Here is a 23,218-nt window from a genome sequence, read left to right as displayed (position 1 = left end):
GGGCTCCGCTCCGGCCGCGGGCGGCGTCCGCGGAGCGCCCCTAGAGGCCCGACACCGGGTCCGCCCACAGGTCCATGGGCACGTGGCCGACGGCGCGGCCCGCCCTGTCCAGAAGCCTCCCCGTCCGTTTGACCGAGCGCAGGCTCACCGCCCGGTCCACGACGTTGACCCCGGGGTGGGCGGCCGCGACCCGGTGCTCCCAGTCGGCGAGGCCCTCCAGACGGTGCAGCCAGACGATCGCGACCGCCGACGCCCCGCCGGCCACGTGGGCCGACATTCGCGTCTCGGGCATCGCGGCCAGGCCGGCGCACACGTCGCCGATCCGCTCCACCGGTACGTCCAGCCACAGTGACACGTGCACGGGCCAGCCGGCCTCGCGGGCGGCGGTGTCGCACCGGATGGTCAACCGCCCCGACCGCACCAGTTCCGGGACCCTGCGCCTGAGCGTGCTGGAGGGGATCCCCGTCCTGCGGGAGAGCTCGGAGTAGGGCATCCGTCCGTCCTCTCCCAGGGCGAGGATGAGCTCCCGGTGCGGCATCAGGGACGGGGGTTGTCCGTTCGTCTCCGGCTGCTCCTCGCCGATCCTCCTGCGCTGGCCCGGGTCGAGGCTGTCCAGACGCCAGGAGCCGGCGTCGCGCGCCATGCGCACGATCATCGTGGTCCGTACCCACTGCACGCCGAACACGCGGGGCAGCACGTCGAGGACGAAGGAGGCCACCGAGGGCTGGGTGACCGCGGCGACGGTCACCAGCAGGTCCCGGCCTCCACTGACGACCTCCACGCTCACCGCGTGCGGATACCGGGCGATCCTGCCCGCGGCCTCCTCGGCCTGGCCGGCGGCGCAGCCGACCTCCACCAGCGCCATCCCGCCCCACGACAGCTGCGAGGGGCCCACGTAGCAGGTGATCCACGCGAGTCCCTCGGCCGTGAGCTGCGCCCACCGGCGCGAGAGCGTGGAGGCGTCGACTCCGAGGGGCTCGGCCAGCTCGGTCCACGACGCCCGCGGGGAGAGTTGCATGGCGTTGACCATCATGAGGTCCAGTTCGTCCATTCGGCCCATCCGTGCAGTGTCGAACCCGATATGACCTTTTCGTGAATAAATGCACTCTACCCAGTGACCGTGGTCATGCTGGGGTCGTCCGCCCCGCCTGGGGACGGACGCGCAGTACAAGGCGGGGGCATTTCCACACAGGAGGCATCGTGACTCGACCAACGCGCAGATGGACGGCGCTCGGCGTGGTGCTGGCCACCGCGGCCCTCACGTCCTGCACCACCGGCTCGGAGGGCGCCGCCGACACGTCCCGGGTACGCGTCGCCGTCACGGCGGACGCCACATCGTTCGATCCGGCGCGGGGAAACGTCGCCGCCGACTACCAGTTCGCACGCCTGACCCACGACACCCTGGTCCGGTCGAACCCCGAGGGGGAGACGGTCCCCGGACTGGCCGTGTCGTGGGAGGAGAGCCCCACCGAGGTGGAGTTCACCCTCAGGGAGGGGGTCACCTGCTCCGACGGAACGGCACTGGACGCCGACACGGTGGCGGCGGCCCTGGAGTACCTCGCCTCCCCCGACACCGGCTCATCGATCACCGGCAACGTGTTCGGGCCCGGCGAGCCCGAGATCTCCTCCGACACCGACGCGGGAACCGTCACCGTCACCCTGGAGAGCCCCTGGTCGGGCCTCCTGCCGGGGCTGTCCTCCGCACAGGCCGGGATCCCGTGTACCACCGACCCCGAGGAACTGGCCTCGGGCGGAGCCCCGGGAACCGGGGCCTACACCCTCACCGAATCCCAGCGGGGATCGGAGTACACCTTCTCCCTGCGCGAGGACTACGACTGGGCACCGGACTTCGGCACCCGGGGCTCGTTCCCCGAGACCATCACCTTCCAGGTGATCGAGAACGAGAGCACCGTCGCCAACCAGATGGAGACCGGCCAGATCGACTACGCCGCCTTCACCGGCGCCGACAGCGCCCGTTTCGACCCCGAGGAGTACACCGTCGTCTCCCGGCCGACGGTGTTCATGTTCCTGGTGTTCAACGAACGCGAGGGCAGGCCCGGGGCCGACCCGCGGGTACGGGAGGCGGTCGCCCGGAGCGTGGAACCGGATGCCTTCCGCAACGCGGTCACCAGCGAGGCCGGAACCCTGCTCAACACCGTGGTCCCCGCGGACTTCCGGTGCGCCCTGGACGACGCGTCACTGCTGACGGAGACCGACCCCGACGCCGCGGCCGGGATCCTCGGCGACGTGGAGATGAACCTGGTCGGCACGAACGCGATCGCCGGCGGATCCGGCAACGAGTACGTCCGCGCCGCGCTCGCCGAAGCCGGCGCACAGATCGACCTGCGCAACGTGGACAACGCCACCTGGGGGACCGAGGTCCTGGGCGCCGAGGGCGACTGGGACGTCACGGTGATGGCCGCACTGAACCCCAGCGGCACCCTCACTCCCACGATGTCCCTGCTCACCGGGCCGCCGCCACCGGACGGCCGCAACTTCGGCGCGGTCGACAGCCCCGGTCTGACCGAAGGCTTCCAGAACGCGATGTCGTCCGTGGACACCGAGGAGCAGTGTGCCGCGTGGCAGGACGCGCAGCGGGCGATGTTGGAGGGACACCACGCGGTCCCGCTGTCCTCGGTGGACGTCAGCTGGGTGATGGCCGAGCACGTGAGCGCGACGGTCTTCCCCACCGGTGTCGAGATCTCCACCCTGCGGATCACGGACTGAGGCCGCCGATGTCCCCCCTGTCCACCACACGCGCCAGACCCGGCCGGATCTGGGCCCGCTTCCTCCTGCGCCGCCTCCTCGGCCTGGGCGCCGTCCTCGTCGTCCTGGTCACCGCCACCTTCCTGATCCTGCAACTGGTGCCCGGGGACCCCGCCCGCGCGGCGATCAGCGTCGACGCCTCCCCGGAGGAGGTCGAGGCGATGCGCCACTCCCTGGGGCTGGACCGGCCCCTGGCCGAGCAGTTCGCCTCCTACGTCGGCGGCCTGCTCACCGGTGACCTCGGCACCTCCTTCCAGACCGGTGAGGCGGTGTCGCAGGTCATCGCCACGCGCCTGCCCTTCACCGCGCAACTGGCCGTGTTCTCGGTGCTGGTCGCACTGCTGGTCGCGGTCCCTGCGGGTGTCGTGGTGGCCGTGGCGTGCCGTGGCGGGCGCCGGCGCCCCCTCGACACGGCCTTCACCACCACGGCCTCCGTCGTCGGCTGCACCCCCGAGTACATCGCGGGCACGCTCCTGGTCCTGCTGTTCGCCGTCACCCTGGGCTGGCTGCCGGCGGCGGGCGCCGCCACCCCGGCCTCGCTCCTGCTGCCCGTGGCGGCGATCGCGCTCTCGCCCGCGGCGGCGCTGGCCCGCATCGTGCGGCGGGAGACCGCCGTCGTGCTGGAGGAGGACTACCTGCGCACGGCCCGCGCCAAGCGCCTGGGCGGCTGGGCGCTGTACGCGCGGCACACGCTGCCGAACCTGCTGACCTCGACCCTGACCATGGGAGGGCTGCTCCTGGCCGGGCTGATGGGCGGCACCGTGATCGTGGAGTCGGTCTTCGCCTGGCCAGGTCTCGGGAGCCGGGTGGTGCAGGCGATCCTCGTCCGCGACTTCCCCGTCATCCAGGGCATCGTCCTGGTGATCGGACTCATGGCCGCCGTCATCAACCTCCTGGTCGACGTCTGCCTCGGCGTACTCGACCCCCGCACACTCACCGGAAAGACCGAGGAGGCGAGTTCGTCGTGACCTCTCCCCCGCGCACCCCCACCCTTCCCCGAAGGCCCGGCCTCGTCGTCGGCACGGCCGGCTTGTTGACCGTCCTGGTCCTGGCCGTCCTGGGGCCCTGGGTCTGGGGCGACCAGGCCGCGCAGCTCAGCGACAGTACCCGGGCCGCGCCCGGGGCCGACCACTGGCTGGGCACCGACGCGCTGGGACGCGACGTGCTGGCCCGCACGCTCACCGCCACCCGGCTCACCCTGCAGACGACCGCCCTGGCCACCGCCCTGGCCGCGAGCGTCGGCCTATTGCTGGGCGGGACGATCTGGCTGAGCGGACCGCGCGTGCGGACCGCCGGGCTGCGGATCATCGACGTCCTGGTCGCCTACCCCGCCCTGATCCTCTCGCTCCTGGTGGCCGCGGTGGTCGGCCCCGGTCCCACGGCGTCGGTCCTCGCGGTCGGCGTGGCGGGCAGTCCGGCCTTCGCCCGGCTCACCGCCAACCTCGCCGGTTCGGTCGCCGCACGGGACTACGTCACCAGCGCCCGCATGCTCGGCGTCCCCAAGCACCGCCTGTTCCTGAGGCACATGCTGCCCAACATGGCCGAACCGCTGCTGGTCCTGGTCTCGGTGGCCTTCGGCACCATCCTCGTGACCCTGTCCGGCCTGTCCTTCCTCGGCCTGGGCGCCCAGCCGCCCCACTTCGACTGGGGGTCGCTGCTCTCCGAGGGGCTCCGGGAACTGCACACCAACCCCAGCCAGGCCCTGGGGCCGGCCCTGGCCATCGTCCTCACCGGGACCTGCGCCGGGCTGGTGGGCGACGCCGTGGCGGCCGGCGCCGACGCGCGCTCTTCAGGCGTCCGCGCCCTCGCACGCTCCACTGCCGAGACCTCCGCTCCGGCCGCCGGCACCGGGGCGGACCGCGGAGCGGGTGTGCTCGGCGTGCGTTCGCTGACGGTCTCCGACGCCTCCGGGACCCGGCTCGTCGACGGTGTCTCCTTCGACGTGGGACCCGGGGAGATCGTCGGGGTGGTCGGGGAGTCCGGATCCGGCAAGACGCTCACCGCGATGGCGGTGGCGCGGCTGCTCCCGACGGGGCTGCGGCCCAGCGCCGAGGTGATGCGCCTGGGCGACCTCGACCTGCGCGGACGCCCCGAGGCGCGAAGGCTGGCCCTGGACCTGGGCGTGGTCTTCCAGGACCCCCTGTCCTCGCTCAACCCCGCGCTGCGGATGGGCACCCAGCTCACCGAGGTCCTGCGCACCCATGCGCGGGCGACACCGCAGGAGGCACACGAGCGGGTGCGGCGCAGTCTGGCCCGTATGCGCGTCGCCGACCCCGACGAGTTCATGCGGAGCTATCCCCACCAGCTGTCCGGCGGGATGCGCCAGCGCGCCATGATCGCCGCGGCGCTGGCCGCCGCACCGAAGCTGATCATCGCCGACGAGCCCACCACGGCCCTGGACGTGACGGTCCAGGCCGACGTCCTGCGCCTGCTAAGGGAGGCCGGCCGCGGCGGGGAGACGGCCGTCCTGCTGATCTCGCACGACATCGCGGTCGTCTCCTCGGTGTGCGACCGGGCCCTGGTGATGTACTCGGGCCGCGTGGTGGAGTCCCTCGACACGTCCGCGCTGCGCGGAGGGGAGGCGGCTCACCCCTACACCCGTGCCCTGCTCAGCGCTACCCCCGCCGCCGCCCTGGCCCTGGCCCCGGCCGCTGGTGAGGCGCCGTCCGACCGCCTGGCCACCATCCCGGGGCGCCCTCCCCGCCCCGGGCTGCGCCCAGCGGGGTGCGCGTTCGCGCCCCGGTGCTCACACGCCCTGGACCTGTGCCACGACTCGGTGCCCGAACCGGTCGGGACCGGGACGGGCACGGCCGCGTGCTTCGCACCGGTCACCACCCCGCACGACGACGTCCCGGAGGATGCGCGATGACCGCCACGGAGTCCGACCGGACCGCCCGCCCCGCCCTGCTCCGAGCCGAGGGCGTCACCGTGGGCTACGGCTCCCGCTCGGGGGCGGCCCCGGTCCTGCAGTCGGTCGACCTCGAACTGCGGCACGGGCGCACCCTCGGGCTGGTCGGCGAGTCGGGGTCGGGCAAGTCGACCCTGGCCCGCACCCTGGTGGGCCTGCTGCGGCCCTCCGCCGGACGGGTACTGCACGAGGGCCGCGACCTCGCCTCGGCGGACAGGAGGGAGGTGGCCGCGCTCAGGCGCTCGGTCCAGCTCATCCCCCAGGACCCCTACGCGTCGCTGAACCCCCGGATGACCGTGGGGGCGGCCATCGCCGAGGCCGTCGATCCGCGCCGTGCGTCGCTGCGCATGCACCGGTCCGAGGTCGAGCGCTGGCTGGGGCTCGTGGCGCTGGACCCCGACGCGGCGAACCGCCATCCGCACGCGTTCTCCGGGGGCCAGCGCCAGCGGATCGCCGTGGCCCGCGCCCTGGCCGCCCGCCCCCGGGTGGTGATCGCCGACGAGATCACCTCCGCCCTGGACTGCTCGGTCCAGGCCGAGGTCCTCAACGTGCTGGCTGACCTGCGCGCGGAGCTCGACCTGACGATGCTGTTCATCTCGCACGACCTGAGCGTGGTGCGCCTGGTCAGTGACGACGTCGCCGTGCTCTACCTGGGGCGCGTGGTGGAACGGGGAGAGGTGCACGAGGTCCTGGGCCAAGCCCCCGCCCACCCCTACACCCGGCTGCTCCTGGACAGCGTCCCGGACGGACGGGAGCTGCCGCGCCCCTCCGAAGCCGCGGCCGAGCCCCTCACCCCGCACCGGGTGGTACCGCGCGGCTGAGGCGGAGCCCGTCTTCTTCGGTGGGCCCGACCGCACGACGCGCCCCGACCGGCCCCGGAGTCAGCCGCGGGCCCCGCTGGGCAGCTCCTGACTGATCTCCCGCACCCGGTGGTGGACCGGCCGGGTGGGGGACAGGGCCGAGCAGGTGGTGGGGCACTCCTGGCCCTCGACCGTCTCCACGGTCACCGAGTACAGGCCGCCGCCGTGCCCCAGGGTGAGCCGGACCCCGTCCGCGGTCTCCTCCTCGGACAGGTGGGTCAGCGCGTTGACGCCCACCGGGACGCCGAGCCAGGCGCGGAGCGCGGCCTCGGCGGCCTGGGCGGGGGAGGAGTCGGTGCAGCGGCCCCGGTAGTTCTCGGGCAGGACCAGGCCCCGCTCGAAGGCGTCCACGGTGCGGGCCGCCGACTCCGGGTCCAGGCGGCCGAAGTACACACCCTGGGGCAGGGCCACCAGGTTGGCGGCGAAGCGGTCGCCGCCCACGTGGGTGGTCTCCCACACCTCGGCGCGGCCCGCCGCGCCCAGGGCCGAGGCGACCGGGCGGCCCAGCATCGCGCAGCAGGGGTCCTTCTTGGCGTGGGTGCACACCAGGTAGAGGGTGTGGTCCACCGGGGTGCCGAAGGAGGGCGGTTCGGGGCGTTCGACGGCGGTGACGTCGAAGGCCAGGAGTTCGGCCAGGTCGTGGAAGTCCACCCGCCGTGCCCAGGGGTGAGTGCGGCTGGTGTGGACGAAGTAGGCGCGCAGCGGGCCGTCGCCGCGGATGCGTTCGCTGGCTCCGGGGCGTTTGATCAGCTGGGGTTTGACGTCGTGCCCGGTGATGCGCTCGGCCAGCCGGGAGACCACGGTCTTGTCCAGGCCGGGGCTGGTGAAGGCCGGGTGGCGCCAGGGGCCGTTGTGCTCGACCAGGAGCCAGCCGCCGGTGCGCCCCGCGGTGCCCGCGATCTGCTCGTCGGTGTAGCGCGCCAGGGCGGAACAACCCCGGCGACCGTCGGGGGCGGTGGGAAGCCGCACGGGACCACGTCCAATCGGATGGTGCTCACTGCTGTGCTGTGCGCACGCGGGGATCCCGCCGGGGGATCCCCTCCGCGTGGCAGGTTGGTTAGGCTACCCTATCCTGCCCCGGGGTTCAGTGGCGTGGCCGGGGTCCCGTTTTCGTGTCGGTTCCCACCGTGCTCCGCGAGCCCGCCCCCGCCCCGGCTTCCTCAGTCCCAGGAGTTGAACAGCAGCTCGCCCACCGTGTCCGGACGCCAGTGACGGATCTGTGCGTGCTCGGCCCGCGAGAGCGCGCCCAGGTCCACTTCGGAGACGGGCGTGTCCAGCTCGTCGGCCGTCAGGCAGCCGAAGCCCAGGACCTCGAAAGCCTCCGACCACCCCGGCGGGTCGGTGAAGACCGGCGCCGGTCCGCCGGGCACCACCGGTGCGTCGGCGAAGGCGACCACCCTCAGGTGCGGGTGGCCCAGAACCACGTGCTCGCGTGCGCCGCACCTGATCGTCGCCGAGAGGAAGTCGACCACCCCCGCGCCGCCCGATTCGCCAACCGTCCCGCCGGCTCGGCGAGCGGCCTCCCAGCACGCGCCGCGGAAGGCGGCCGGGTCCGTCCGCGGGAGCGCCGCTTCGCCACGGTCCCGGAATCCGGTCGCCCCGCGTTCGAGTCGCACCGGCACAACCCCCGTTCCGCCCTGTTCCGCTCTTGGTGGGCCTCCCCGCCCCGCCGGGTCAGGCGGAGATGCCGCCGTCGCTGTTGAGCAGCTGCCCGTTGATCCAGCCGCCCTGGGGCGAGCACAGGAAGTCGACCAGGTGCGCGGTGTCGCGCGGGGTGCCCAGGCGCCCCAATGGGGTGTGTTCGGTGCAGTGCTCGCGTACCCGGTCGGGCATCCAGCCGGTGTCCACCGGGCCCGGGTTGATCACGTTGGCGCTCACCCCCAGGTGGGACAGCTCGCGCGCCGCGGCCAGCACGATCCGGTCCAGGGCGCCCTTGCTGGCCCCGTAGGGCAGGTTGTCCACCACGTGATCGCTGGTCAGGGCGATGATTCGGCCGCTGCCGTGCTCCCCGGCGAAGCGCAGCCCGAACTCGCGCACCAGCAACCACGGGGCGCGTGCGTTCACCGCGAAGTGCCGGTCGAAGCTTTCCACCGTGGTGTCGAGCAGCCCGGAGTCCACCGACTCGCAGTGGCACACCACCAGGGCGCGCACCGGCCCCAGTTGCTGCTCGACCTCGTCGAAGACGCGCGCGGGTGAGGTCGGGTCGGCCAGGTCGGCCTCGACGGCGACGGTGGCCGCGCCGCGTTCGGCCAGGTCGGCGTCGAGGGCGTCGACGGCCTCGGCCTGCACACCCCAGGGCAAGCGCTCGTCGTAGGGCTTCCACTGGCCGCGGGCCACGTCCCAACCGGAGTCGGCCAGTTGGCGTGCGATCGCGGCGCCGATGCCCACGGTGCGCCCCACCCCGGTGACCAGGGCGACGGGACGGGCGGACACCTCGGGAGCGGAGGCCGCGGCGGGGTTCGGATGAGCGTTCATGGGAACTCATCCTGGCCGCGGCGGCGCTCGCCCACAAAGGGTTTTCCACCCCCGGGTCCGGGGCGTCGCGGGTCGGGGGCCGGGACGAAACTGAGCCGGAGGATTTGTACCATCGAGCGCATGCCGAGTGAACGCCTGTGGTCCCTCACCCCCGTCGAACAGCGCCTCGACTCCTGGGCGCGCCGGCGCCTGGAGGCCCTGCACGGCCGGGGGAGGGTACGCGGGTTCCTGCTGGAGTTCGCGGTGTTCACGGTCAAACAGGCCTGGGCCTGCGTCTTCGGCGCCGCGATGCTGGTACTGCTGGTCACCACCCACCTGTGGTACCCCGAGGCCGCCGCGCTCTCCCGCAGCGACGCACTGGTGATCGGAGCGGTGGCCATCCAGGCGCTCATGCTCCTGCTGCGCCTGGAGAGCGGCCGCGAGCTGTGGGTGATCGTGCTGTTCCACCTGGTCGGCACGGTCATGGAGATCTTCAAGACCTCCGTGGGCTCCTGGCACTACGGCGGCGACGGCCTGCTGTGGATCGCAGGGGTGCCGCTGTACACCGGGTTCATGTACGCCGCGGTCGGCTCCTACATGGTCCGGGTCTTCCGCCTGTTCGACCTGCACTTCGACCGCTACCCGGCCCGCTGGGCGACCGCCCTGCTCGGCGCGGCCGTCTACGCCAACTTCTTCGGCCACCACTACGTCTTCGACGCCCGCTGGGTCCTGCTGGCCGTGATCGTGGTGCTCTACGCCCGCTGCACCATGCAGTTCCGCATCCACCGGGCCCGGCCCTGGCGGAGGATGCCCATCCTGGCGGCGTTCACCGGGGTGGCCTTCTTCATCTGGGTCGCCGAGAACATCGCCACCGCCGCGGGCGCCTGGATCTACCCCAACCAGGCGGACGGGTGGGAACTCGTGTCGCTGTCCAAGCTCGTCTCCTGGTTCCTGCTGATGATCATCTCCGTGGTCCTGGTGACCTTCGTGTACCGGCCGCGGCCGTTGGCGGAGACCGCCGAGGTGGTGCGAGGGCCGGGCCACGAACTCAGCCGGTGAGGTCGGGGATGACCTTCGGGCCCACCCGGCGCACGTAGTCCCGGAACAGGGCCACCGCCGGGGGCTCGTAGCCGCCGCCCGACCCCTGCTCGGGCCAGACCACCCCCACCGGCCGCTCCGCGTCCCCGTCGCGCACCGGCAGCTCCACCGTCCCGCCCAGCGGCCCCCGGGGGCGGGCGGGCAGCACCGACACCCCCAGCCCCGCCGCCACCAGGCCGCGCGCCGTGGCGATGTCGTCGGCCTCGAAGGCCACCCGGGGGGTGAACCCCGCCCGGTCGCTGAGCCGGTCGGTCAGGTGACGTACCCCGCGCCCCGGCTTGAGCAGGATGAACTCGTCGCGCACCGAGGCCAGCGACACGGGTCCTTGCGCGGCGAGGGGGTGGTGTTCGGGCACCACCAGGCGCAGGTGCTGGGTGTGCAGGACCGCCGACACCAGTCCCTGGCCCGAGGGCAGCGGCGAGGTCAGCGCCAGGTCCGCGCCGCCCGCGGACAGGCGCTGGAGTGACTGCGCCCACGCCTCCTGGGTCAGGGTGAACCGCACCCCCGGGTGCTCGGCCCGGAAACCCCGCAGCAGCACCGGTACCACCTCCACGCCCAGGGTGGGCAGGAACGTCAGCGCCACCCGGCCCTCCTCGGCCCCGGTGAGTTCGGCCACCCCCTGGCGCAGGTCGTCCAGCGCGCGCTCCACGTGCGGCAACAGCACACGACCGGCCCGGGTCAACCGGATCCCCCGGCCGGTGCGCTCCACCAGCGCCATCCCCAACTCCTCCTGCAACCGGGCCAGAGCCCTGCTCAGTGTGGGTTGGGGCATGTCCAGCGACTCCGCCGCGTGGGTGACGTGCTCGGTCCCGGCGACCGCGGAGATCATCCGCAAACGGGGGGCCAGCACCCCGGCCAGTGTGTCCACATCAGGAACATCCATACGAAACAGTATGCAACAACGTGAAATCATGCATTGGACGTATGAAAGGGCGTTTTCTAGCGTTGAGGCATGACCGTGACCAGCACATCCACCAGCCGTGACCCGCGCCCCCGCGCCGGCACGGCCGCCTACCGGCGCACGGTCATCGCCCTCGTGGCCGCCGCCGTGGCCACCTTCGCGCAACTGTGGTCGGTCCAGCCGATCCTGCCCGCCATCGCCGAGGGGTTCGGTGCCTCCGCCGGACAGGCCGCACTCACCGTCTCCCTGGCCACCGGCGGCCTGGCCGGATGCACCCTGCTCTGGAGCGGGATCGCCGACCGCGTCGGTAGGGCGCGCGTCATCACGCTCTCCCTGCTCCTGGCCATCCTCCTGGGCGCCGCGGCGCCCCTGGCCACCGAACTGTGGGTCCTGCTGTTGCTGCGCACCCTGCAGGGCGCGGCCCTGGGCGGGGTCTCCGCCGCGGCCGTGGCCTACCTGGCCGAGGAGATCCACCCCGCCGGCGCGCCCAGGGCCACCGGCCTGTACATCGCCGGAAACCCCCTGGGCGGCATGGCCGGGCGGCTCCTGGCCGGGTTCGCCGCCGACCTCGGCGGCTGGCAGTGGGGGGTGGCCGCCAACACCCTCCTCGGCCTGGCCAGCCTGGCCGTGTTCGTGCTGGTCCTGCCCCGCCGACGCGAAACGGCACCCGCCACCCGCAGCGGCGGCGGCCCGGCGGAACCGGGGATGGGCCAGCGCCTGTACGCCGCCCTCACCACCCGTGGCCTGCCCGCCCTCTACGCCCAGGCGCTGCTGCTCATGGGCGCCTTCATGGCCGTGTACAACGTGCTGGGGTTCCGGCTGACCGACGCGCCCTTCGGCCTGTCCCAGGCGGTCGCCTCGCTGTTGTTCCTGTCCTACACCGCCGGGATGCTGGGCTCGGGCATGGCCGGTTCGGCCACTCTGCGCCGGGGCCGATACGGGGTGCTCACCACCGCCACCCTGATGCTGTTTCTCGGGCTGGGCGGCCTGTTCACCACCTCGGTGGTCCTCCTGTTGGCGACCCTGCTCCTGCTGACCTTCGCGTTCTTCTGCGCCCACGCCACCGCCTCGGCGTGGGTGGGGGCCCGGGCGGTGACCGGCCGCGCCCAGGCCACGGCCCTCTACACGCTCGCCTACTACCTGGGCGCCAGCCTGTTCGGGTGGCTCGGCGGGGTGGTCTACGACGCGGTTGGTTGGAACGGCACCGTGGCCCTGGCTCTGACCCTGACCGCCCTTGCCGGACTCATCGCGCTGCGTCTGCGCCGCCTGCCCGCCCCGGCCAGAGCCTGAGTGATTGCGGGAGGCCCGGCGGGGTGGCTCGTACCGATGAAGGAGTTGTAGCCTTCCGGGCCTTGGGAGATTCGTACGCTTGGGCTGTACGGGCCGTCCGAGCAAGAGCACGCGAAGATAACGTCCTGTGTTGTTGCAGGTTATTAACTGTGAGCCCCGCCCACGCGGGGATGGACCGGACAATCCCTGAAAGCCTGACCTGCTTCTCCACCTCCACCACCTTCCCCGCTCGGCTCGTTACCGTGGTCATATGCCTACCGAGCTGCGCAACGCCCCCACCCCCACCGAGGTCATCGCCGCGTGGATCCCACATGACGCCCGCTGGAACGCACAGGCCCGTCAGGCAGCTCGGGCCGGGGCCGAAGCGCTGCGCCGCTACGTGACCGGGCTGGTCACCCACCACCGCGACGGAGGTGTTCCGGTGGACGACGACTTCGACCTGCGCAGCATCGCCGCCGTCGTCGAGGACTTGGAGGAGGGCGGGCTCTTCCGGGTGAGGTGGGACCAGGTACAGGACGCCCTTCTCGTTCCGGACAGGGCCGGGGCCCGGTGACTGGAAGCGACCGCACCGGACGCGACCCCGCAGATGTTCTCCGTTCCGGCTGAGGCCACCGCGTGTGAGTGAGCCCCGGACGTGCTTGCTTCTTCCGAACCGGACACGGCCCACATGTTCGTTCTGTGGGCGGCTCTGTGGTTTCTGGTGACGCTTCTGGGGCGCCTCCGTGCTGACTCCGGGGCTGCGGCGCGGGTCGGGCACGGAGTAAGGGCAGGCGTGAGTCTGGTGGCCCGCGCGGTGGTGGCCAAATCCCTCTGACCCCCTGTCCGAGCCCCGCGCAGAGGGGGAAGGAGAGAGGGAGGGGGGCTTCCGCGCGGAATTAGTTTAAGATTCAACTTGTTGGAGCGGGTGACCGGCAGCCACAGGAAGGGTGAAGGACATGGACGTGCGCCCCTCGGGGATCCACCACGTGACCGCGATCGCGAGCGACCCCCAGGCCAACGCCGACTTCTACCTGAACGCGCTGGGCATGCGCATGGTCAAGCGGACCGTCAACTTCGACGCCCCGGAGACCTACCACTTCTACTACGGCGACCGCGCGGGCAACCCCGGCACGATCATGACCTTCTTCCCCTGGCCCGACGCCCCCAAGGGCAGGCTCGGCGCCGGTCAGGCCACCACCACGACCTTCTCCGTCCCCGAGGGCTCTCTCGGCTGGTGGGCCGACCACCTCTCCGCCCTGAACGTGCCGATCACCCGGCCGAGCGAACGCGGCGAGGAGGACGTGCTCAGCCTGCGCGACCCCGACGGCCTGGCCATCGAACTGGCCGCCAGCGCAGACTTCCACGACACCGACCCCTGGGACGGGGGAGTGGTCCCCACAGAGCACGCCATCCGCGGCATCCGCGCCGTCACCCTCACCGAGCAGGACGCCGAGGGCACCGCGCGGATGCTCGGCGACCAGCTGGGGTTCCGCCTGCACAGCGAGGACGGCAACCGGATGCGGTTCCGCACCAACGACACCGGCGACGGGGTGGGCACCATCGTCGACGTCCTGGCCGACCCCGGGGCCGAACGCGGCCTGGTCGCTGCCGGAACCGTCCACCACGTCGCCTACCGCGCCCCCGACACCCCCGTCCAGGACTCCTGGCGCCGGCGTCTGGAGCAGGACGGTGTGGGCGTCACCGAGATCCGCGACCGCACCTACTTCACCTCCATCTACTTCCGTGAGCCCGGCGGCGTGCTGCTGGAGATCGCCACCGACGGCCCCGGGTTCGACTACGACGAACCGCTGCTGGAGCTGGGCCGCTCGCTGAAGCTCCCGCCGTGGCTGCAGCCCGACCAGGCACAGATCGCCGCGAACCTGCCCCGCGTGGAGGTCCGCCAGTGACCGCCCTGGAGGAGTTCACGCACGTCTTCGAACCGGCGACCCGCCCGGGCACCCCGACCCTGCTGCTGCTCCACGGCACCGGCGCCGACGAACACGACCTGCTGCCGCTGGGCCGGGCCCTGGCACCTGGGGCCGCCCTGCTGTCCCCGCGCGGCAGGGTCGACGAGAACGGCATGAACCGCTGGTTCCGCCGCCTGCGGGAGGGCGTCTTCGACGTCGAGGACCTCATCGGGCGCACCGCCGAACTGGCCGGGTTCGTCAGAGCCGCCACCGCGGCTTACGACCTGGACCCCGAGCGAATCGTGGTCAGCGGGTTCTCCAACGGCGCCAACACCGGCGCGGGCCTGCTGCTGCTCCACCCGGGGCTGGTCGCGGGCGCGGCACTCTTCGCGGGCGGGGCCCCGCTCCAGGGGCGCGAACCCGGCCCGGTCGAGCTCTCGGGCACCCGGGTGTTCCTGGGCAACGGTGTCGCCGACCCGATCACCACCGTCGACCAGGCCCGTCTGCTCGCCGACCAGTTGGGGGAGCGGGGAGCGGAGGTCGAGGCCCACGAGCACCCCGGGGGACACCAGCTACCCCCGGACGTGCTGGGCCGGGCCAGGGACTGGTTCGACCGCGCCGGGTTCTGAGCGCGACCCCGATCCGGGCTCCGCAGAGGAGCCCCCACCAGCGGCGGTGGCGCCCCGTGCACCCGGGCGTCACCGCTTCTCTCACCGCAATGACGAATCTACGTCGTAAAGGTGAAGGATTTCAGCAACAAGGAACAGGGGTCATCACCCGCATGTAAGGGGACCAATGCCCCGGTCCCCTGACAAAGCAGTCCGTACCGCTGGCTAGATTGGCTCGCGCCCCGATCCCCGCCACGGAAGAGAACCGATGATCCCCTCCCGCAGTGAGCAGTCCCGGTGATGGACCCCGAAATCCTCGGCCTGCTGTTGCTGGCCGCCGTCGCCGCGGGCTGGATCGACGCCGTCGTCGGGGGAGGGGGCCTGCTGCTGCTCCCCGCCCTGATGGTCGCCGCCCCCCATCTGCCCCTGGCCACCCTGCTGGGCACCAACAAGCTCGGCGCGGTCTTCGGCACCACCTCCGCCGCCATCGCCTACGCCCGCAAGGTCACGATCGACCGCAGCGTCGTGATCCCCACCGCGGGGCTCGCCCTGCTCGGTTCGGGTCTGGGCGCGGGCCTGGCCGTCGCCCTGACCGCCGACGTGCTCAAACCGATCATCATGGTGGTCCTGGCCGGCGTGGCCCTGCTGGTGGTCTTCCGGCCCGCCATGGGCACCCGGCCGAACCCGGCCCTGCGCACCCGCAACCGGATCCTGGCCGCCGTGGCGCTGGCCGGACTCGGGGTGAGCTTCTACGACGGCATCATCGGCCCCGGCACCGGCGTCTTCCTCATCATCGCCTTCACCGCCGTGCTCGGCATGGACTTCCTGCACGCCTCGGCCTCGGCCAAGATCGTCAACGTGTGCACCAACATCGGCGCCCTGGTGGTCTTCGCCCTGGGCGGCCACGTGGACTGGCTGCTCGGCCTGGGCCTGGCGCTGTGCACCATCCTGGGCGCCCAGGTCGGCGCCCGGATGGCCCTGCAGCGGGGATCGGGGTTCGTGCGCGCGGTGCTGCTGGTGGTCGTGCTGGCCCTGCTCGTCCGGATGGGCTGGGACGTCTTCGCCTGAGCCCTACACCGCGGGGTCCGTCCCACCCGTCAGCGCCGCCGTGACGTCGTCGATGATCCGGTGCGCACCGTGGTGGTTGGCCGAACCCCAGAAGTCGTAGTCCACCCGGTAGACCTGCTCGTTCCCGACCGCGTCCAGGTTGGCCCACAGCCCGTCGGAGAAGGTCTCGGGGGCGTCCGGGTAGCCCGAACCGGCCAGGACGAAGACCACGTCGCCGTCGGCCTGGTCCAGGTGCTCGTAGCTGCGCGGGACGAAGTCGGTCTCCCCCTCGCCCTCCAACTGGGTGCCGGGGCGGGCGAAGCCCAGGTCGGCGACGATCTGGCCGGGGAAGGAGCCGGGGGTCTCCAGGCGGATCTCGGTCTCGCTCTGCAACCGCACCAGGGACAGTTCGGTCCCGGCGGGGTCCACACCGGCCGCCTCCAGCTCCCCGCGGGCCCCTTCGACCGCCTCCTCGTAGGCGGACACGGCCTGCTCGGCCCGAGCCTGGGCGCCCAGGACCCCGGCGACCTCCCGCAGGTGGCCGCGCCAGGAGCCAGTGCCCTCCCACTCCAGCAGGACGGTGGGCGCGATCGCCTCCAGGCGGTCCACCATCTCGGCCTGGGCGCCCGCAGGGGTGCTCACCCCGATGATCAGGTCGGGTTCGGCGGTGGCCAGTTCCTCGATGTTGACGTCGTCCTCGGCGGGGGAGTTGGTGACCAGGGTCAGGTCGGCGCCGTCCACCTCCTCGGGCAGGAAGGGCGCCAGCCCGTACCCGTCCGCGCCGGGTGTGCCCATGGTGCCGACCACGCCGTGGCCCAGCTGGGTGACGGCGGCCAGGGCGGGGCGCCACAGTACGGCGATCCGCTCGGGGGAGGCGGGCACCTCAACCGTCCCGTTGGCCGCCTCCACCGTGCGGGTCTGGGCGGTGCCCTCGGGGGCGGAGCCGTCGCCACCGGTACCGCAACCGGTCAGGGAAAGCGCCCCGGCCAGGGCGAACACGCTCAGCGAGCGCAGGAGGGCTGTGCTGTGCGACATCTACGGGGACCCTTCCGTGCGAGCATGATGTAGGTAAGGCTAACCTGTTCGGGTGGGATTGGGGCGATCCCGGACGATGACATACGATGCCTCGTCGGTTCAGGTGCAGGTCAGCCTCACCCACCACCCGCACCATTGATCACCCAGCAAGACGAACGGGGAAGCCGTGCTCCTGCGCGCGCCCACACCAACGCGCCCCACCCTCACCAGACGAGTCATACGCCCCATCGGCCTCGTCATCGCCCTGGGCGCCCTGGCCGTCTGCGCGCTCCTCAGCGTCACCGTCGGAGCCAAACCCATCCCCGCAGCCGACGTGTGGGCCGCACTCACCGACTACAACGGCTCCTACGACCACGACGTCATCCGCAGCCTGCGCGTCCCCCGCACCGTCATCGGCGTCTTCGTGGGCGCCGCCCTCGGCCTGGCCGGGGCCCTCATGCAGGCCCTGACCCGCAACCCCCTCGCCGAACCCGGCATCCTGGGCATCAACTCCGGAGCCGCCGCGGCCGTGGTCGTCGCCGTCTTCGTCCTCGGCGCCAGCGGATCCGCCCTGGTCTGGCCCGCCTTCCTCGGCGCGGCCCTGGCCGCCGTCGCCTTCTACGCCCTGGGCTCACGCGGGCGCTCCAGCGCCACCCCCGTACGCCTGGCCCTGGCCGGAACCGCGTTGGCCGCCGTCCTGCAGGGCCTCATCTACGGCGTCATCGTCCTCAACGACTTCGTCTTCGACCGCATCCGCTTCTGGCAGGTCGGCTCCCTCACCGGACGCGACCTCGACATCTTCCTCCAGGTCGCCCCCTTCCTGGTGGCCGGGATCGTCGTCACCCTGGCCCTGGGCCCCTCCCTGAACGCCATGGCCCTGGGCGACGACCTGGCCGCCACCCTGGGCGCCCGGATCCCCCTCATCCGCGCCGGAACCGCTCTCGGAGTCATCCTGCTGTGCGGGGCCGCCACCGCCGCCGCGGGCCCCATCTGGTTCGTCGGCCTGATCATCCCGCACGCCGCACGTGTGATCACCGGCCCCGACCAGCGCTGGCTCCTGCCCTACGCCGCGGTCCTGGGCGCCGTCCTGCTCACCGCCGCCGACACCGTCGGACGCGTCATCCTGCCCGACTCCGAACTGGAGGTGGGCATCATCACCGCACTCGTCGGGGCTCCCCTGTTCATCGCCCTGGTCCGCAGCAGAAAGATGGCCCAGCTGTGAGCGACACCCTCACACCCGTGTCCAGCGCCACCGAATCCGCACGCCCCACACCGCGGGGTGCGCGCGCCTGGCGCTCACCGGGCGGTCGGATCTCCTTCCTCATGCGCCCGCGCACCCTCGTGGTCTGCCTGACCCTGGCCCTGGTCAGCGCCCTGACCCTGGTCGTGTCGGTCTCCGTCGGGGACTACGGGGTTCCGCTCTCCGCCGTCCCCGCCGCCCTGATGGGCTTCGGTGAACGCCTCGACGTCTTCTTCGTCCAGGGGGTGCGCCTGCCCCGCGCCCTGACCGCCATCGGCGTGGGCGCGGCCCTGGGCATCGCCGGAGCGGTCTTCCAGAGCCTGTCCCGCAACGCGCTGGGCAGCCCCGACATCATCGGTTTCACCTCCGGAGCCGCCACCGGCGCCGTCGCCGCCATCCTCCTCCTGGGCGCCGGACGCCTCGTGGTCTCCCTGGGCGCCATCGCCGGGGGCCTGGTCACCGCGGCGGTGGTCTACCTGCTGGCCATGAAGAACGGTGTGCAGGGCTACCGGCTGGTCCTGGTCGGTATCGGTGTCAGCGCCATGCTCGCCTCGGTCCGCGACTACCTGATGACCCGCGCCGACCTCACCGACGCCCTGGGCGCCCAGATCTGGATGATCGGCAGCCTCAACAGCCGCGGCTGGGCGGAGGCGGCCGCCGTCTGGATCGGCCTGGCCGCGCTGGCCCCCGTCATCTTCGCGGTGGGACAGCGCCTGCGCTTCCTGGAACTGGGCGAGGACACCGCCCGCGGCCTGGGCGTGTCCGCCCAGAGCACCCAGATCGTCGCGCTGGCCGCGGCCAGCGCCCTGACCGGCGCCGCCATCGCCGTGGCCGGCCCCATCGGCTTCGTGGCCCTGGCCGCGCCCCAGCTCGCCCGGCGCCTGACCCGCGCCGGCGGCACCACCCTGGCCGGCGCCGCGCTCATGGGCGCCGCCCTGCTCGTGCTGGCCGACCTGGTCGCCATGCGCCTGATGGCCCCCACCCAACTGCCCGTGGGCGTCGTCACCGCCGTCATCGGCGGCAGCTACCTCATCTGGCTGCTCTACACCGAGTGGCGGGGCGGCCGCGCCTGACCCGCCTGCCCGCCCGCAGCCACCGCCGAGCCACACCCGAAAGAGAACGATGACCGAAGACGCCAGCACCCGCCTCAACGGCCGGGACCTGACCCTGTCCTACGACCAGCGCGTCATCTCCCGCGACCTGGCCGTGCGCATCCCCGACAACTCCTTCACCGTCATCGTCGGCCCCAACGCCTGCGGAAAGTCGACACTGCTGCGCGCCCTGTCGCGCACCCTCAAACCCGCCCGCGGCAACGTGCTCCTGGACGGCGAGGTGATCAGCTCCTACCCGGCCAAGGAGGTCGCCCGGCGCCTGGGCCTGCTCCCGCAGTCCTCCATCGCCCCCGACGGCATCGGTGTGGCCGACCTGGTCGCCCGCGGCCGCTTCCCGCACCAGAGCTTCCTGCGCCAGTGGTCCCAGCAGGACGAGGCCGTGGTCGCCGAGGCCATGGCCTCCACCGGCGTCTCCGCGCTGGCCGACCGTTCCGTGGACGAGCTCTCCGGCGGCCAGCGCCAGCGCGTGTGGCTGGCCATGGTCCTGGCCCAGCAGACCCCGCTGCTGCTGTTGGACGAGCCGACCACCTACCTGGACATCGCCCACCAGATGGACATGCTCGACCTGTGCGCCGACCTGCACGCCGAGCGCGGCCACACCCTGGTCGCGGTCCTGCACGACCTCAACCACGCCTGCCGCTACGCCACCCACCTGATCGTGATGCAGGACGGCGCCATCGTGGCGGAGGGCGAACCCGCCACCATCGTGACCGCGGACCTGGTGGAGAAGGTGTTCGGGCTCCCGGTGCGGATCATCCCCGACCCCGAGACGCACACCCCGATGATCGTTCCGGTGGACCGCAGGGGAGCCCGGCGCGAGCACGGTTGACCCGGGGCCGCATCCTCGCACGGGCCCCTCGCCCGCACTCCGGTGCGGCCCCTGCCCCGGTCGGGACGGGTCAGCGCCCGAGCAGTTCCCTGAGCTCCCGCACGACCCCGACCGGGTCCTGCTCGGCCATGAAGTGCCCCGAACCCACCGTGGCGTGCCGCAGGTCCCGGGCCCAGGCCCGCCACAGCGCGACGGCGTCGTAGCCCAGGGCCGCGCCCCAGTCCTGCTGGAGCACCGTCACCGGCATCTCCAACCGCCTTCCCCCGGCCCGGTCGGCCGCGTCGTGCTCGATGTCGATCCCGGCCGAGGCCCGGTAGTCGGCCACGATCGAGGGCACCGCCCCGGCACTGGCGTCCAGGTAGGCCCGGCGCACCTCGGCGGGGAAGGCCCCCGGCCCGGTGGACCACGCGTCCAGGAAGTACCCGAAGAACGCCTCCGCGCTGGCGGCGATCATCCGCTCGGGCAGCCCCGGCGGCTGGGCCATCAGGTACAGGTGGAAGCCCACCGCCCCGCCCACCCCGCGCAGTGCCTCCCACATGTCCAGGGTCGGCAGCACGTCCAGGCTGGCCAGGTGCGTGATCGCCGCCGGGTGGTCCAGCCCGGCGCGCACCGCCACCAGCGCCCCGCGGTCGTGCCCGGCCAACGCGAACCGCTCGTGCCCCAGGGCCCGGGCCAGCTCCACCACGTCCGCGCCCATGGTCCGTTTGGAGTACACCCCGGGCCCGGACTCCTCCGGTTTGTCGCTGTCCCCGTACCCGCGCAGGTCAGGGCAGATCACCGTGTGGTCCGCCGCCAGGTCCGCGGCCACGTGCCGCCACATCAGGTGGGTCTGCGGGAACCCGTGCAACAGCACCAGGGGCGGCCCCGAACCCCCGACCGCCGCGTTCAGCGACACGTCCGGGGCCACCCGCACCCTCCCGTAGTCGAAACCCTCGATGACCGGAGCCATGATCACGCCCTGCCTTTTCTCGGTGGATCCCTTTCCGCCGGGCCCTCGCCCGGGGTGGTTCCAGCCTGTCGCCGCCCGATGAGCAACCGATGAGCGAGCGTTGCGCACCCCGCGGGGTGCGCAGGTCCGGGCCGAGACGCTGTACGTTGACCACGGACCACACCGACCAGGGGGAGGTGACGCCGGTGCGGGTGGGTTTCGGGGTGCTCGGACCCGTCACGGCCTGGGACGGAGCCGAACGGCCCCTCGCGCTGCGCGGACCGCGCCACCGCGCCGTCCTGGCCCGGCTGATCGTGGCCCGCCGCCGCGTCGTCCCCGTCGAACTCCTCATCGAGGACCTGTGGCAGGGCGCCGCGCCCCCCGGAGCCACCAGCGCCGTCCGCACCTTCGTCGCCGCCCTGCGCCGCGCCCTGGAACCGGACCGCCCGCCCCGGGCCCCAGCCGCCCTGCTCACCACCCAGGGGCCCGGCTACGCCCTGAGGGCCGACCCCGACACCGTCGACGCCTGGCTCTTCGAACAACGCTTCCGGCAGGCCGCCGCCCTGCCGCCCGCCCAGGCCCTGCCCCGACTCCAGCAGGCCCTGGAACCCTGGCGCGGCCCCGCCTACGCCGACTTCCCCGACGCCCCCTGGGCCCGCACCGAACGCGCCCGCCTGGCGGAACTGCGCCTGCACGCCCTAGAACGCCTGGCCCGGGCCCGCCTGGACCTGGGCCAGGCCGCGCAGGCCGTCCCCGACCTGGAAGCGCACGTGGCCGAACACCCCTGGCGCGAGGACGCCTGGCGCCTGCTGGCCCTGGCCCTGTACCGCACCGGCCGACAGGGGGAGGCCCTGGCCGTCCTGCGCCGCTCCCGCGCCCTGCTCGTCGAACAACTGGGCGTGGACCCCGGCCCCGCCCTGAGCCGCCTGGAACAGGACATCCTCCACCAGGCCGAACACCTCATCCCCGAACCCGTACCGGAGCACACCGGGGACCAGCTCTGGACCCGGGCGGCCGCCGCCTACCAGCGCACCGTCACCCCCGGCGCCCGTGTGCGGCTCGAATCCACCGTCGGCCTCCTGCGCGAGATGGCCGTCACCGGCCCCGAAGGCCTCCGGACGGCACGCTCCCAGCGACTGGCCGCCGTCACCGCGGCCGAGGAACTCGGCGACCCCCGCCTCACCGCCCGCGTCATCGGTGCCTACGACGTCCCCGCCAACTGGACCCGCGTGGACGACCCCGACCAGTCCGCCCAGGTGGTCGCCGCCGCCGAACGCACCCTGGCCGCGCTGCCCGGACCGGGCCACGAGGCCGCCCGCGCCCGCCTGCTGGCCACCGTGGCCCTGGAGTCACGGGGCTCCCGCCGGGACCGCGGACCCCTGGCGGCGGCCGCAGCCGAACAGCTCGCCCGGGACCTGGGCGACCCCACCCTGTTGGCCTTCGCCCTCAACGCCCGGTACATGCAGACCTTCCACCGCACCGGGCTGGCACCCGAACGCGACGCACTGGGCGCCGAACTCCTCACCCTGGCGGACCGCCACGACCTGGTCACCTTCCAGATCCTGGGGCACCTCGTCCGGTTGCAGTCCCGGGCCGCGTCGGCCGACTGGCCCGGAGCCGACCACCACGCCCAGGCCGCCCAGGCGCTGGCCCGCCACCACGAACGCCCCCTGGCCGAGGTGTTCACCACCTGGTACCGGGCGCTGCGCACCGCCACCGACCCCCGTACCCCCTTCGCCACGGCCGAGGCCGCCTACCGCGGGGCCGCCGACCGCCTGCACGGCGCGGGCATGCCCGGGCTCGAACACGGGCTGCACCCCCTGGCCCTGCTGTGCCTGCACCTGCACCACGACCGCCCCGCGCCCACCGACCCGGGTACCGACTACGGCCCCCACGAACCCTGGGCCCGCCCCCACGTGCTGCTCGCCCAGGGGCGCCGCACCGAGGCCGCGGACGCCCTGGCCGCCACCCCCGAAGCGCCCCGCGACCTGCTTCTGGAAGCCCGTTGGGCACTGACCGCACGCGCCGCCCTTGCCCTGGCCGACCGGCCCGCGATGCACCGTGCCCTGGCGGCGCTCACCCCCGCAGCCGGGGAGCTCGCCGGAGCACAGACCGGCATGCTCACCCTCGGACCGGTCGCCGACCACCTACGGGACCTCGACCGCGCCCTCCACTCCTAGGGGCAGGGTTTGAGGGTTTATGGAAAATCCCCCGGGCCCAGACAGAAAAAGTCTCACCCAAGATCGAGAGAGAAAAGAGAGACATTCAGGACACCGG

Annotated in this window: 21 protein-coding genes; 14 read left to right on the top strand and 7 right to left on the bottom strand. The window is 72.9% G+C overall.

The features are described 5' to 3' along the window. Window positions 1-40: 40 nt before the first annotated feature. On the bottom strand, window positions 41-1,051 hold the full coding sequence (locus AC0VYD_RS14440; protein ID WP_475476052.1) for an Lrp/AsnC family transcriptional regulator: 1,011 nt from the start codon (window positions 1,049-1,051) through the stop codon (window positions 41-43). Window positions 1,052-1,200: 149 nt separating this feature from the next. Between AC0VYD_RS14440 and AC0VYD_RS14435 the strand changes: the two genes are divergently transcribed. Genes AC0VYD_RS14435 through AC0VYD_RS14420 form a run of 4 tightly spaced genes read left to right on the top strand, consistent with a single transcriptional unit; the run spans window position 1,201 to window position 6,495 of the window. Next, a complete protein-coding gene (locus AC0VYD_RS14435; protein WP_475476051.1) occupies window positions 1,201-2,727 on the top strand; it encodes an ABC transporter substrate-binding protein in 1,527 nt (508 codons plus the stop codon). A gap of 8 nt (window positions 2,728-2,735) precedes the next feature. Further along, window positions 2,736-3,734 carry an ABC transporter permease gene (locus tag AC0VYD_RS14430; RefSeq protein WP_475476050.1) on the top strand — a complete coding sequence of 333 codons (999 nt, stop codon included), beginning with the start codon at window positions 2,736-2,738 and terminating at the stop codon, window positions 3,732-3,734. Then, a complete protein-coding gene (locus AC0VYD_RS14425) occupies window positions 3,731-5,635 on the top strand; it encodes a dipeptide/oligopeptide/nickel ABC transporter permease/ATP-binding protein (RefSeq protein ID WP_475476049.1) in 1,905 nt (634 codons plus the stop codon). Before AC0VYD_RS14430 ends, AC0VYD_RS14425 begins: the two co-directional genes overlap by 4 nt. Further along, complete coding sequence (locus AC0VYD_RS14420) at window positions 5,632-6,495, top strand: ATP-binding cassette domain-containing protein (protein ID WP_475476048.1); 864 nt, start codon at window positions 5,632-5,634, stop codon at window positions 6,493-6,495. The genes AC0VYD_RS14425 and AC0VYD_RS14420 overlap by 4 nt, the downstream gene beginning before the upstream one ends. 60 nt (window positions 6,496-6,555) lie before the next feature. Here the strand turns inward: AC0VYD_RS14420 and AC0VYD_RS14415 are convergent, their stop codons facing one another. The 3 genes from AC0VYD_RS14415 to AC0VYD_RS14405 form a co-directional block, all read right to left on the bottom strand. Beyond that, window positions 6,556-7,503, bottom strand: a complete 948-nt coding sequence (locus AC0VYD_RS14415) for a sucrase ferredoxin (RefSeq protein ID WP_475476047.1) — start codon at window positions 7,501-7,503, stop codon at window positions 6,556-6,558. Window positions 7,504-7,694: 191 nt separating this feature from the next. After that, window positions 7,695-8,006 carry a hypothetical protein gene (locus AC0VYD_RS14410; protein ID WP_475476046.1) on the bottom strand — a complete coding sequence of 104 codons (312 nt, stop codon included), beginning with the start codon at window positions 8,004-8,006 and terminating at the stop codon, window positions 7,695-7,697. 202 nt (window positions 8,007-8,208) lie between these two features. Next, window positions 8,209-9,009 (bottom strand): SDR family oxidoreductase, encoded by an 801-nt coding sequence (locus AC0VYD_RS14405; protein ID WP_475476045.1) that lies wholly within the window; start codon window positions 9,007-9,009, stop codon window positions 8,209-8,211. A 120-nt stretch (window positions 9,010-9,129) separates the two neighbouring features. Between AC0VYD_RS14405 and AC0VYD_RS14400 the strand changes: the two genes are divergently transcribed. Continuing rightward, window positions 9,130-10,047 (top strand): DUF817 domain-containing protein, encoded by a 918-nt coding sequence (locus tag AC0VYD_RS14400; RefSeq protein ID WP_475476044.1) that lies wholly within the window; start codon window positions 9,130-9,132, stop codon window positions 10,045-10,047. On the opposite strand, the gene AC0VYD_RS14395 is transcribed toward AC0VYD_RS14400, so the two are convergent. Continuing rightward, window positions 10,037-10,969 carry a LysR family transcriptional regulator gene (locus tag AC0VYD_RS14395; RefSeq protein WP_475476043.1) on the bottom strand — a complete coding sequence of 311 codons (933 nt, stop codon included), beginning with the start codon at window positions 10,967-10,969 and terminating at the stop codon, window positions 10,037-10,039. The two genes, AC0VYD_RS14400 and AC0VYD_RS14395, sit on opposite strands and share 11 nt — an antisense overlap. Before the next feature lie 69 nt (window positions 10,970-11,038). On the opposite strand from AC0VYD_RS14395, the gene AC0VYD_RS14390 reads away from it, so the two are divergent. The 5 genes from AC0VYD_RS14390 (at window position 11,039) to AC0VYD_RS14370 (ending at window position 15,839) form a co-directional block, all read left to right on the top strand. Next, entirely contained in the window at window positions 11,039-12,277 is a 1,239-nt protein-coding gene (locus AC0VYD_RS14390; RefSeq protein ID WP_475476042.1) for an MFS transporter, read from the top strand. Window positions 12,278-12,527: 250 nt separating this feature from the next. Further along, window positions 12,528-12,830, top strand: coding sequence for a hypothetical protein (locus AC0VYD_RS14385; RefSeq protein WP_475476041.1), 303 nt, complete (start codon window positions 12,528-12,530; stop codon window positions 12,828-12,830). A gap of 382 nt (window positions 12,831-13,212) precedes the next feature. Next, on the top strand, window positions 13,213-14,163 hold the full coding sequence (locus tag AC0VYD_RS14380; protein WP_475476040.1) for a ring-cleaving dioxygenase: 951 nt from the start codon (window positions 13,213-13,215) through the stop codon (window positions 14,161-14,163). Then, window positions 14,160-14,792, top strand: coding sequence for an alpha/beta hydrolase (locus AC0VYD_RS14375; RefSeq protein WP_475476039.1), 633 nt, complete (start codon window positions 14,160-14,162; stop codon window positions 14,790-14,792). The genes AC0VYD_RS14380 and AC0VYD_RS14375 overlap by 4 nt, the downstream gene beginning before the upstream one ends. A gap of 279 nt (window positions 14,793-15,071) precedes the next feature. Further along, entirely contained in the window at window positions 15,072-15,839 is a 768-nt protein-coding gene (locus AC0VYD_RS14370) for a sulfite exporter TauE/SafE family protein (protein ID WP_475476038.1), read from the top strand. Window positions 15,840-15,842: 3 nt separating this feature from the next. On the opposite strand, the gene AC0VYD_RS14365 is transcribed toward AC0VYD_RS14370, so the two are convergent. Next, a complete protein-coding gene (locus AC0VYD_RS14365; protein WP_475476037.1) occupies window positions 15,843-16,853 on the bottom strand; it encodes an iron-siderophore ABC transporter substrate-binding protein in 1,011 nt (336 codons plus the stop codon). A 166-nt stretch (window positions 16,854-17,019) separates the two neighbouring features. On the opposite strand from AC0VYD_RS14365, the gene AC0VYD_RS14360 reads away from it, so the two are divergent. From AC0VYD_RS14360 to AC0VYD_RS14350, 3 genes are read left to right on the top strand one after another with little or no spacing between them, the layout of a single operon-like run. Next, complete coding sequence (locus AC0VYD_RS14360; RefSeq protein ID WP_475476036.1) at window positions 17,020-18,054, top strand: FecCD family ABC transporter permease; 1,035 nt, start codon at window positions 17,020-17,022, stop codon at window positions 18,052-18,054. Beyond that, window positions 18,051-19,145: a FecCD family ABC transporter permease gene (locus AC0VYD_RS14355; RefSeq protein WP_475476035.1), complete on the top strand. Its 1,095-nt coding sequence runs from the start codon at window positions 18,051-18,053 to the stop codon at window positions 19,143-19,145. Before AC0VYD_RS14360 ends, AC0VYD_RS14355 begins: the two co-directional genes overlap by 4 nt. A 49-nt stretch (window positions 19,146-19,194) precedes the next feature. After that, window positions 19,195-20,013 (top strand): ABC transporter ATP-binding protein, encoded by an 819-nt coding sequence (locus tag AC0VYD_RS14350; protein WP_475476034.1) that lies wholly within the window; start codon window positions 19,195-19,197, stop codon window positions 20,011-20,013. Between the two features lie 70 nt (window positions 20,014-20,083). Here AC0VYD_RS14350 and AC0VYD_RS14345 read toward each other — a convergent pair whose 3' ends face one another. Beyond that, a complete protein-coding gene (locus tag AC0VYD_RS14345; protein WP_475480268.1) occupies window positions 20,084-20,962 on the bottom strand; it encodes an alpha/beta fold hydrolase in 879 nt (292 codons plus the stop codon). Window positions 20,963-21,147: 185 nt separating this feature from the next. Here AC0VYD_RS14345 and AC0VYD_RS14340 point away from each other — a divergent pair, with 185 nt between their 5' ends. After that, entirely contained in the window at window positions 21,148-23,121 is a 1,974-nt protein-coding gene (locus AC0VYD_RS14340) for an AfsR/SARP family transcriptional regulator (RefSeq protein ID WP_475480267.1), read from the top strand. The last annotated feature ends 97 nt before the right edge of the window (window positions 23,122-23,218 follow it).

The sequence above is a fragment of the Nocardiopsis sp. iso_40 genome (assembly GCF_056173285.1).
The sequence above is the reverse complement of the archived record's forward strand: the minus strand, read 5'-3'. Positions and strand labels throughout refer to the sequence as shown.

Bases quoted from the DNA above. Each gene is read 5' to 3' on its own strand.
- AC0VYD_RS14440 (WP_475476052.1), bottom strand. From the start codon at position 1,051: ATGGACGAACTGGACCTCATGATGGTCAACGCCATGCAACTCTCCCCG.
- AC0VYD_RS14430 (WP_475476050.1), top strand. From the start codon at position 2,736: ATGTCCCCCCTGTCCACCACACGCGCCAGACCCGGCCGGATCTGGGCC.
- AC0VYD_RS14420 (WP_475476048.1), top strand. From the start codon at position 5,632: ATGACCGCCACGGAGTCCGACCGGACCGCCCGCCCCGCCCTGCTCCGA.
- AC0VYD_RS14405 (WP_475476045.1), bottom strand. From the start codon at position 9,009: ATGAACGCTCATCCGAACCCCGCCGCGGCCTCCGCTCCCGAGGTGTCC.
- AC0VYD_RS14400 (WP_475476044.1), top strand. From the start codon at position 9,130: ATGCCGAGTGAACGCCTGTGGTCCCTCACCCCCGTCGAACAGCGCCTC.
- AC0VYD_RS14395 (WP_475476043.1), bottom strand. From the start codon at position 10,969: ATGGATGTTCCTGATGTGGACACACTGGCCGGGGTGCTGGCCCCCCGT.
- AC0VYD_RS14390 (WP_475476042.1), top strand. From the start codon at position 11,039: ATGACCGTGACCAGCACATCCACCAGCCGTGACCCGCGCCCCCGCGCC.
- AC0VYD_RS14385 (WP_475476041.1), top strand. From the start codon at position 12,528: ATGCCTACCGAGCTGCGCAACGCCCCCACCCCCACCGAGGTCATCGCC.
- AC0VYD_RS14380 (WP_475476040.1), top strand. From the start codon at position 13,213: ATGGACGTGCGCCCCTCGGGGATCCACCACGTGACCGCGATCGCGAGC.
- AC0VYD_RS14370 (WP_475476038.1), top strand. From the start codon at position 15,072: ATGGACCCCGAAATCCTCGGCCTGCTGTTGCTGGCCGCCGTCGCCGCG.
- AC0VYD_RS14365 (WP_475476037.1), bottom strand. From the start codon at position 16,853: ATGTCGCACAGCACAGCCCTCCTGCGCTCGCTGAGCGTGTTCGCCCTG.
- AC0VYD_RS14350 (WP_475476034.1), top strand. From the start codon at position 19,195: ATGACCGAAGACGCCAGCACCCGCCTCAACGGCCGGGACCTGACCCTG.
- AC0VYD_RS14345 (WP_475480268.1), bottom strand. From the start codon at position 20,962: ATGGCTCCGGTCATCGAGGGTTTCGACTACGGGAGGGTGCGGGTGGCC.